Annotated in this window: 8 protein-coding genes; 6 read left to right on the top strand and 2 right to left on the bottom strand. The window is 40.1% G+C overall.

Going from position 1 to position 10,155, the window contains the following annotated elements; all coding sequences use genetic code 11:
* The first annotated feature begins 29 nt into the window (after positions 1 to 29).
* From thiE to ACI4WO_RS05400, 4 genes are all read left to right on the top strand, one after another.
* Positions 30 to 677 (top strand): thiamine phosphate synthase, encoded by a 648-nt coding sequence (thiE, locus tag ACI4WO_RS05385; protein ID WP_439806539.1) that lies wholly within the window; start codon positions 30 to 32, stop codon positions 675 to 677.
* A 2-nt stretch (positions 678 to 679) separates the two neighbouring features.
* Positions 680 to 1,477 carry a bifunctional hydroxymethylpyrimidine kinase/phosphomethylpyrimidine kinase gene (thiD, locus tag ACI4WO_RS05390; protein ID WP_439806540.1) on the top strand — a complete coding sequence of 266 codons (798 nt, stop codon included), beginning with the start codon at positions 680 to 682 and terminating at the stop codon, positions 1,475 to 1,477.
* On the top strand, positions 1,467 to 2,777 hold the full coding sequence (gene thiC, locus ACI4WO_RS05395; protein ID WP_439806541.1) for a phosphomethylpyrimidine synthase ThiC: 1,311 nt from the start codon (positions 1,467 to 1,469) through the stop codon (positions 2,775 to 2,777). The genes thiD and thiC overlap by 11 nt, the downstream gene beginning before the upstream one ends.
* A gap of 236 nt (positions 2,778 to 3,013) precedes the next feature.
* Complete coding sequence (locus tag ACI4WO_RS05400; RefSeq protein WP_439806542.1) at positions 3,014 to 4,834, top strand: phosphoenolpyruvate carboxykinase (GTP); 1,821 nt, start codon at positions 3,014 to 3,016, stop codon at positions 4,832 to 4,834.
* 175 nt (positions 4,835 to 5,009) lie between these two features.
* On the opposite strand, the gene ACI4WO_RS05405 is transcribed toward ACI4WO_RS05400, so the two are convergent.
* Positions 5,010 to 6,092, bottom strand: coding sequence for a 6-phosphofructokinase (locus ACI4WO_RS05405; protein ID WP_439806543.1), 1,083 nt, complete (start codon positions 6,090 to 6,092; stop codon positions 5,010 to 5,012).
* Positions 6,093 to 6,292: 200 nt separating this feature from the next.
* Positions 6,293 to 7,711, bottom strand: a complete 1,419-nt coding sequence (locus ACI4WO_RS05410) for a leucine-rich repeat protein (protein ID WP_439806544.1) — start codon at positions 7,709 to 7,711, stop codon at positions 6,293 to 6,295.
* Between the two features lie 188 nt (positions 7,712 to 7,899).
* Between ACI4WO_RS05410 and ACI4WO_RS05415 the strand changes: the two genes are divergently transcribed.
* On the top strand, positions 7,900 to 8,580 hold the full coding sequence (locus tag ACI4WO_RS05415; RefSeq protein WP_439806545.1) for a response regulator transcription factor: 681 nt from the start codon (positions 7,900 to 7,902) through the stop codon (positions 8,578 to 8,580).
* Positions 8,561 to 10,075 (top strand): sensor histidine kinase, encoded by a 1,515-nt coding sequence (locus ACI4WO_RS05420; protein ID WP_439806546.1) that lies wholly within the window; start codon positions 8,561 to 8,563, stop codon positions 10,073 to 10,075. Before ACI4WO_RS05415 ends, ACI4WO_RS05420 begins: the two co-directional genes overlap by 20 nt.
* The last annotated feature ends 80 nt before the right edge of the window (positions 10,076 to 10,155 follow it).

Here is a 10,155-nt window from a genome sequence, read left to right on the forward strand (position 1 = left end):
GATGCGCCTTTTTTCAGGGGAGTGCATAAATGAAACTAAAACCGGAAATTCTGAGACTTTATGCTGTTACGGACCGTTCGTGGCTGAAACCAGGCGAAACTCTTGAAGATGCAGTAGAACAGGCAATAAACGGCGGTGCTACTATGATACAGCTGAGGGAAAAAAATTCTTCCCGGAAAGAAAAGCTAGAGCTTGCGTCAGAGCTTAAATCAGTATGCTTAAGATACAGAGTTCCGCTTATAATCAACGATTCTGTAAGCCTTGCTCTGGAATGCGGCGCTGACGGAGTTCATCTGGGACAGGATGACGGAGATATAAAAAAAGCTAGGGAAATTCTGGGGGAAGGTAAAATTATCGGTGCGACTGCTCATAATGTAAAGGAAGCCGTAGCTGCCTGTGAAGCTGGTGCGGATTATCTGGGCTGCGGAGCAGTTTTCGGCTCTTCAACCAAGGATAATACTGTTCCTCTTTCACTTAATGAACTGAAAACAATATGTGCTGCTGTAAACATTCCGGTTGCGGCAATAGGCGGAATAAATGATGGGAACATTTTAAAGCTTAAAGGTACGGGCATAAGCGGAGCAGCAGTTATATCTGCGGTGTTCGCCCGGAATGATATTTTTTCTGCGGCAGAAAATTTAAGAAAATTAATTACCCAGGTCACAGGAGAAAACTGATTATGAAAACAGTTTTAACTATTGCCGGCAGCGACAGTATCGGCGGTGCCGGAATACAGGCGGATATCAAAACGATTTCAGCCTGCGGATGTTACGCTATGAGCGTTATAACATCGGTTACTGCACAGAATACTATGGAAGTTAAAGGCATACATGACATTCCGCCGGAATTTGTGGTGAGCCAGCTTGAAGCGGTTTTTGATGATATTTTTCCGGATGCAGTCAAGATCGGTATGCTGTCAAATGCGGAAATAATCTGTGCAATAGCAGATTTTCTGAAGAGTAAAAACGCCCGGAACATAGTGGCGGATACTGTTATGGTATCTACCAGCGGATGCAGACTGTTACAGGAGGATGCCGTATCTGCACTTGTGCAGAAAATCTTCCCTGTTGCCTGCGTTATCACACCCAATGTTCCGGAAGCAGAAATACTTTCAGGAATCAGTATAAAAAAACCGGATGATATGCTTGCAGCCGCAAAAATCATTTCAGACAAATTTAACGGAAGTGTACTTGTCAAAGGCGGGCATCTGGAAGATACCGCAGCTGACCTGCTTTATACTGACAAGGGATATGAATGGTTTGAAAGCAGGCGTATAGATAATCCGAATACGCATGGGACCGGCTGTACCCTTTCTTCGGCAATTGCCGCAAATCTTGCAAAGGGAAAAGGGATTAAAGACAGCGTAAGTGAAGCAAAGGATTATGTTACGGGAGCTATAGCAGACGGACTGAATTTAGGCAGGGGCAGAGGCCCGTTAAATCATATGTATAATCCAGGAGGTAAAAATGAACTATAAAACACAGATGGAAGCTGCCAGAAAAGGCATTATAACAAAGGAAATGCAGACGGTTGCTGAAAAAGAATATATGGAGCCTGAGGTTCTCAGACAAAAGGTTGCCGAAGGAAGTGTGTGCATTCCGGCAAACGTCAATCACAAGGCACTGAGTGCTGAGGGAATCGGTTCAGGACTCAGAACAAAAATCAATGTCAATCTGGGTATTTCCGGAGATTGCCAGAATTATGATATGGAAATGGAAAAAGTCAGAATGGCAATTGACTTCGGATGCGAAGCCATTATGGATCTGAGCAACTACGGCAAGACCAATACTTTCCGCAAGGAGCTTGTTGCTATGTCTCCGGCAATGATAGGAACTGTTCCTATGTATGATGCTATAGGCTATCTTGAAAAGGATCTTCTTGAAATCACTGCAAAGGATTTCCTTAAAGTAGTGGAAGCACATGCCAGAGAGGGCGTAGATTTCCAGACGATTCATGCAGGAATCAACAAAAGAGCTGTTGAAGCCTTCAAGCGTCAGGGCAGACTTACAAATATAGTTTCCAGAGGCGGTTCACTTCTTTTTGCATGGATGGAAATGACCGGAAATGAAAATCCTTTCTATGAATATTATGATGAGGTTCTTGACATTCTCAGAGAATATGACGTTACAATCAGTCTGGGAGATGCATTAAGACCGGGTTCTATAAATGACAGTACTGACGCCGGACAGATCTCCGAGCTTATTGAGCTTGGTGACCTGACAAAAAGAGCATGGGAAAAGGACGTTCAGGTAATGGTTGAAGGTCCGGGACATATGGCAATGAATGAAATTGCCGCTAATATGACTTTGCAGAAACGTATTTGTCATAATGCACCTTTCTATGTATTAGGACCTCTGGTTACTGATATCGCTCCGGGCTATGACCATATTACATCTGCTATAGGCGGAGCTATTGCCGCTGCTAACGGAGCAGATTTCCTGTGCTATGTGACACCTGCGGAACACTTGAGACTTCCGGATGCAGATGATGTAAGAGAGGGAATCGTAGCTTCCAAAATCGCAGCACACGCTGCTGATATCGCAAAGGGCGTTCCACATGCCAGAGATATCGACAATAAGATGAGTGACGCCAGAAGACGTGTTGAATGGGATGAAATGTTCCAGTATGCCATTGACCCGGACAAGGCAAAAAGATACTTTGAAAGCGTTCCTCCAAAGGACAGACATACATGCTCTATGTGCGGAAAAATGTGTGCTATGAGAACTACTAATAAGATCCTTGCAGGCGAAAAAGTTGAATTCTGTACAGAAAAATAGTTTTTTAATATAACATTTAATCGGTCAGGTCTTTAAAAAGGTCTGACCATAACTTTTATCAAGAATGTTTTGTTATTAATTTCACAAACTGAAACAAATTCTATTGACATCCATTTCAAAAAATATTATAATATAAAAATGAAGGGAATTTTGTAACTTAAAGGCTGCATTATTCCAAAGAATGATGCGCATGCTTAAAGTGCTGCGTAATCAAAAAATCAAGGAGGATATAAACCATGTCACTGACAAAGAACCCCAACGTATTAAAATGGGTTGACGAAATGACAGCCCTTACAAAGCCGGATAAGGTAGTATGGATTGACGGAAGCAAAGAGCAGATTGACGCTTTAAAGGCTGAAGCTGTTTCAACAGGCGAAATGATCGAGCTTAATCAGGAAAAGCTTCCTGGCTGTCTGTATCACAGAACTCTGCCGAATGACGTTGCCAGAGTTGAAGACAGAACATTTATCTGCTGTAAGAATAAAGAAGACGCAGGTCCGACAAACAACTGGATGGATCCGGATGAGATGAAAGCAATGCTCACACCTATGTATGACGGTGTTATGAAGGGCAGAACAATGTATGTAATCCCTTATTCAATGGGTCCTATCGGCTCACCTCTCGCTAAGGTAGGCGTTGAAGTTACAGATTCTATCTACGTTGTTCTTAACATGAATATTATGACAAGAATGGGCAAGCAGGCTTTTGAAAACCTCGGCGATGAATCAAACGATTTCGTAAGAGGTCTTCACTCAAAGGCTGACGTTGATCCTGAAAAGAGATACATTGTTCAGTTCCCTGAAGACAATGCAATCTGGTCAATCAACTCAGCTTACGGCGGTAACGTTCTTCTCGGCAAGAAGTGCTTTGCACTGAGAATTGCTTCTTATCAGGGCAAGAACGAAGGCTGGATGGCTGAACACATGCTTATCTTAGGCGTTAAGAAGCCTGACGGAGAAGTTAAGTATATCTCAGCTGCATTCCCGTCTGCATGCGGTAAAACAAACCTTGCAATGCTTATTCCGCCGGAAGGCTACAAGAAGGACGGCTATGAAGTATTTACAGTCGGTGACGATATCGCATGGATGAAACAGGGCGAAGACGGCAGACTTTATGCTATTAACCCTGAAAATGGTTTCTTCGGTGTTGCTCCGGGTACAAATGCAAAGTCCAACTATAATGCACTTGCTTCAACAATGAAGGATACTATTTTCACAAACGTTGCTATCAACAATGATGACAATACTGTTTGGTGGGAAGGTCTTGACAAGAATCCTCCGGTTAATGCAACTGAATGGAAGGGTGCTAAGGTAAACGGTCCTGAGTATACTTCTGCTATGGGTCCTGACGGCAAGCCTCAGAAGCTGGCTCATCCGAACTCAAGATTTACAGCTCCTGCAAAGAACTGCCCTTGTATTTCTCCTGAATTTGACAATCCTCAGGGTGTTCCGATTTCCGCTATTATTTTCGGCGGCAGACGTGCTTCTACAACTCCGCTGGTATATCAGTCATTTGACTGGACTCACGGCACATATGTAGGTTCAGCAGTTTCTTCTGAAACAACAGCTGCTGCAACAGGTGCTGTAGGCGTTCTGAGACATGATCCTATGGCTATGAAGCCGTTTATCGGTTACAATGTAGGCGATTACTGGGCACACTGGCTTGAAATGGGCGAAAAGCTCGGCGACAAGGCTCCTAAGATCTTTAACGTTAACTGGTTCAAGAAGGATGAAGACGGCAACTTCATGTGGCCTGGATTCGGCGACAATATGAGAGTTCTTGACTGGATCATAAAGAGATGTGAAGGTACAGTTGATGCTGAAGAAACAGCTATTGGTTATGTTCCTAAGAAGGGTGACATCAACGTTGAAGGTATCGAAGACGAGGTTACACCTGAAGTTATGGATAAGCTTCTTGATGTTGATAAGGATCTCTGGCTTAAGGAAATTGCTGAAATGCGCAGATACTACAAGGAAGATATTGCTGATAAGGGCGGCAGAATTCCTGAAGCTCTGATAAAGCAGCTTGATAATCTTGAAGCAAGACTTAACAAGTAATTGCAGACCTTTAATATATAGTAAAAACCGGTTCGGATGGAACCGGTTTTTTGTTTATAAATTAATACCGAGATAAAATCAAAATGGGCAGTCTTTTCTTACAGGACTGTCCATTTTTTGAGGTTTGAAAAAAAGTTTTGACCGAAATTTTATGAATTCTGATAAATCATTTTGATTAGTCACCAAATGAAATTCCCAGATCTTTTGCTGTTTTTACCAGCTGATCGTCCGGATCGACAAATTTGGTTTTACCAGCAATATCAGACAGTTTGTTTGCAGTAATTTTACCGCCGACCTTTGCAACTGTTCTGCCGTACTTTTCCTGAGCGATAAGTTCTGCGGCATGAACACCGAACTGTGTTGCAAGAATTCTGTCATACGCACTCGGACTGCCGCCTCTTAGCATGTGTCCAGGTACGCAGGTTCTTGTTTCAAGACCTGTTTTTGACTGAATCTGTGCGGCGATTCTGTTTGTAGCTGTTGTGATACCGGCTTCTGCACGAAGTCTTGCACGTTCTTTTTTCTTCATTTGTGCTTCATTTACATCGAATACGCCTTCAGCAACAGCAACAATAGAAAAGTTTTTGCCGCTTTCGCTTCTCTTCATTACTGATTCACATACCTTGTCGATATCATAAGGAATTTCCGGAATAAGAATAATGTCCGCACCGCCGGCAATACCTGCATTTAATGTAAGCCATCCTGCCTTGTTGCCCATGATTTCACAAAGGAGAATTCTCGAATGGCTGTTAGCAGTAGTATGAAGTCTGTCAAGAGCATCTGTTGCGATGTCCACAGCAGTATGGAATCCGAATGTAACATCTGTGCCGAAAATATCATTGTCAATTGTTTTAGGAAGACCTATTACATTAAGACCTTCGTCTGAAAGCAGGCGGGAGGTTTTGTGAGTTCCGTTTCCACCCAGAGTGAGAAGACAGTCAAGCTTTTGCTTTTTATAGGTTTCCTTCATGTTCTTGACCTTGTCCACATTATCATCACCGATAACCTGCATCATTTTAAACGGCTGACGTTTTGTACCGAGAATTGTACCGCCTCTGGTGAGTATTCCGGAAAATTCCTCCGGACGCATATCACGACAGATATTGTTGATAAGTCCGTAATAGCCTTCGGCAATACCTACGATTTCGACATTTTCAGTACCCATTTTTTCATAGCATGCCTTTGCAACGCCCCTGATAGTTGCGTTAAGTCCCGGACAGTCTCCACCGCTTGTAAGAATACCAATACGTTTTTTCATTTTGACCTCCCTGCCGCTTTAGTCACAGCGAACGGCACGCCGAAATTTTACATAGATTTAATTTGTTTAAAACACATAATGCATTGTTTATATTATAACAATTTTTATGAAAAATGTCAATAACGATAGTCTGATTTCATGATTTTTTTATGCTGTGTTAAAATTAAAAAGCGGACGATTTGAAACGTCCGCTTTTGATTTTATGAATTTATGATAATTCTTTTAAGAGCTATAACATCAAAAACATTTATTTTACCATCTTCATTTAAATCAATATTAGAAAGGTCTTCATTCGGGATGCTTGTAAATTCGACAAGATATTTTTGCAATTTTACCACATCTGCAACACGGATTTCTCCGTCACCGTCAATATCTCCTGGCTTAGGCAGACTGTCAAGATAATTTTTCAGTTGCATCAGGTCTGACAAATCAATCACCCCGTTGCCGTCAACATCAAGACGAGTGTAGTCATCAAATTTTATTGAAGATGGATCCATTATATATTGATTCAGATCATCATAATCTTTTTGATTAACCTGACCGTCATTATTAATATCATAGTTATATGATACGGAAGTAGTTACTTTTGGTTCGGTGGTTGTGGCTGCCTGAATTGTCGTAGTTGAGATGGAAGTGGCTGAAGTATTTTTCGTAACAGCCTGAGTTATAGTAGTTGAGATGGAAGCGGCTGAAGTATTTTTCGTAACAGCCTGAGTTACAGTAGTTGAGCTGGAAACGGCTGAAGTATTTTTCGTAACAGCCTGAGTTATAGTAGTTGAGATGGAAGCGGCTGAAGTATTTTTCGTAACAGCCTGAGTTACAGTAGTTGAGCTGGAAACGGCTGAAGTATTTTCCGTAACTGCCTGAGTTATAGTAGTTGAGATGGAAGTAGTAGAAATTGTTGTATTGTTAGTAGTAACAGCTGTTGTTACCGCTGGGGTGGTTTCAACAGGCACTTGTCCTAATGAAACAAAGTTTTTGTTATATTTTTCTGCATAAGCCTGAGCAGTGGAATTTTCATAGCCGTAAATTGTGCCGGTAAAGTAATAACCAAAAGCTTCTTCTGAATCATCAATTTCACATTCAGGGTTTTTTATTGTAACTGTTTTAAGGTTACTGCAACCGCTGAATGCATCCGAAATTGTCAGTACACTTTCAGGAATAGTTATTGTGGTCAAGCCGGTACAATTATAGAATGCCCAACTTCCAATAGTTAAAACTCCGTCAGGGATGTTTATTGACGTTAAATTGGACATTCCGCTAAATGCATACCATGAAATATACTTAAGATTGTCAGGCAATTTTACACTTGTTAAGTTTTCACATAATGGCTCCATATCATTTCCGATTTGTGTAACAGATAAACCATCAATTTCTGACGGGATTACAATATCAGTGTCAGTGCCGATATATTTTTTTACCCAGATTTGCGGATTTATTTCATTATAAACAGTATATTCAAAATCTGATACAGAAGTGGCTTCATCTTCATTTAAAGTATCATAACTTGAATCATCGCTGGTTACCGCATTAACATTTACGAACGGTACCCTGCAGCACAAAGCATTTACAGCACACAGTATTGCAGCAGCGACACTTAAAAATTTTTTTACACTCATAAAATCTACCTCCTGAATTATTTATTTTCATTTTATCAGTAAAAGCTTATAATGTCAAGCATTTACTGGTTTTAAGCCGGAATTTAATGCTGTATTATATAAATATTTTTTTATTTTTCACTTGTTATACACAATTTTGGATTATAATAAAAATACAAATTGAATTAACATGATAAAGGAGATTTGACATGTATAAGATACTTGTAGTTGACGATGAAGTTAATATCAGACGAGTGGTACGTGAATACGCCGAATTTGAGGGATATGAAGTTGCTGAAGCTGAAAACGGCATGGAAGCTGTGGAGATGGTAAAAAACAATGATTACGACCTTATTGTAATGGATGTTATGATGCCGAAGCTTGACGGTTTTTCCACATGCAAGGAGATAAAAAAATACAAAACCATTCCAGTAATCATGCTTTCTGCAAGAGGTGAGGAATACGACAAGCTTTTCGGATTTGAACTGGGTATAGACGACTATGTTGTAAAGCCTTTTTCTCCCAAAGAACTTATGGCGAGAATAAAGGCGGTTCTTAAAAGAAATGCAGCACCGGAGTCTTCTGTTCCGGAAAAGCTCAAATTTGAGGGACTTGAAATTGATCTTGCAGGACGTGAGGTATACGTTGACGGTCAGAAAGCATCCATGACTCCGAAGGAATATGACCTTTTATTCTATCTTGTGAAAAACAAGAATCTTGCCCTTACAAGAGACAAGCTTCTTGAGGAAGTCTGGGGTTACGACTTTTTTGGCGATGACAGAACTGTTGATACTCATATAAAAATGCTCAGAAACAGTCTTGGACCGTACAGAAAATTTATTGTAACTTTGAGAGGAATGGGATATAAGTTTGAATACACCCAAAACTAAAACAGCGGTAAGTCTGAAATTCAGAATATGGGAATATTTCATATTTTTCACGGCGGTAGTATTTATTATGCTGTGGTTTTTTCAGATTGTCTTTCTGGAAAATTTCTATGAAAGAATGAAAATTTCAGACGTAAAGCAGTCTGCTCAGGAAATCATTTCAGAGTATGGCTCTGACAATTACGGAAGGCTTCTTACAGAGATTGCCATATCAAATGATCTGTGCATTGAAATTGTTGATAAATACGGACGAGTGATTTACACTAAAGATACTCTGGGTAAAAGCTGTCTTATACACAGTCCGGAATCCATGAAAAGTGACTTTCTTGCAAAGCTTAAGGAAAGCGGCGAAGATACTATATATTTCAAGAAATTCAATTCGGCAATTAATAATGATATGCTGGTATTTGCGGCAGTTATCGGAAGTGTGAATTCTCCTGACGGATATCTGCTGATAAATACGCCTCTTGTGCCTGTAGGGTCTACAGTTTCCATTATTAAAAGGCAGCTGTTTTTAATTACAATTTATCTGGTACTGTTAAGCCTTATAATTTCGTTTTTCATGGCAAGAAGAATTTCAGAGCCAATTACGAAAATTACAAAATCCGCAGAAAAAATGGCAGCCGGAAATTATAATATAAAATTTGAAGGCGGGGATTATCTGGAAATCCAACAGCTTGCAAGTACCCTTACTTATGCCGGAGAGCAGATCTCAAAGGTTGATGCCATGCAGCGAGACCTTATTGCCAACGTTTCCCATGACCTTAGAACACCTCTTACAATGCTTAAAGCCTATGCGGAGATGATAAGGGATCTGTCCGGAGATAATCCACAGAAGAGAAATGAGCATCTTGAAATAATAATAGAAGAAACCGACAGACTGGCTCAGCTTGTAAATGATATTCTGGATCTTGGAAAGCTTGAGGACGGAAGTCAGAAGCTTAACTATTCTGAGTTTAATATAAAAGAACTTATGGAGGATATTATTACAAGATACGACGGTATTTCCAAAAAGAAGGATTATCATATTCACTTTGAAGCGGACGAAGATATTATTGTAAAATGTGACTTTATTAAAATTCAGCAGGTTATTTATAATCTTATAAATAATGCGATTAATTATACCGGAGAAGACAAGCAGGTATTTGTCCGTCAGAAAAATATGGACGGATGTGTAAGAATCGAGGTCGCCGACACAGGTGATGGAATTGAATCGGATAAAATCAAACTTATTTTTGATAAATATTACCGTTCCGAAAACCATAAAAGAGAGGTCGTCGGAACAGGTCTGGGACTTTCCATTGTGAAGGCTATTTTAAAAAAACATGGTTATAATTTCGGAGTTTACAGCGTTGTGGGGAAAGGTTCTACATTCTGGTTTGAAATCAAGGATATTGTAACCCAAAACGGTGATGAAAAATTACCGGAGGAAAATAAATCCGAAAAAAAGCACCATGAGAAAAAACAGCATGAAAAGAAAGAAACTAAAGAAAAATAAATCGGGCGGACATGCTTTCAGATTTTTTTCAAGGACTTTTCACATGACTTTCACACTATAAAATTATAATATAAACATAC

It is taken from the genome of Porcipelethomonas sp. (assembly GCF_051893655.1).
GTDB lineage: Bacteria > Bacillota > Clostridia > Oscillospirales > Ruminococcaceae > Porcipelethomonas.

What these genes read in the sequence shown, in the direction of transcription:
- thiD (WP_439806540.1), top strand. Translation starts at nt 680, where the DNA reads ATGAAAACAGTTTTAACTATTGCCGGCAGCGACAGTATCGGCGGTGCC.
- ACI4WO_RS05410 (WP_439806544.1), bottom strand. Translation starts at nt 7,711, where the DNA reads ATGAGTGTAAAAAAATTTTTAAGTGTCGCTGCTGCAATACTGTGTGCT.
- thiE (WP_439806539.1), top strand. Translation starts at nt 30, where the DNA reads ATGAAACTAAAACCGGAAATTCTGAGACTTTATGCTGTTACGGACCGT.
- ACI4WO_RS05415 (WP_439806545.1), top strand. Translation starts at nt 7,900, where the DNA reads ATGTATAAGATACTTGTAGTTGACGATGAAGTTAATATCAGACGAGTG.
- thiC (WP_439806541.1), top strand. Translation starts at nt 1,467, where the DNA reads ATGAACTATAAAACACAGATGGAAGCTGCCAGAAAAGGCATTATAACA.
- ACI4WO_RS05405 (WP_439806543.1), bottom strand. Translation starts at nt 6,092, where the DNA reads ATGAAAAAACGTATTGGTATTCTTACAAGCGGTGGAGACTGTCCGGGA.
- ACI4WO_RS05400 (WP_439806542.1), top strand. Translation starts at nt 3,014, where the DNA reads ATGTCACTGACAAAGAACCCCAACGTATTAAAATGGGTTGACGAAATG.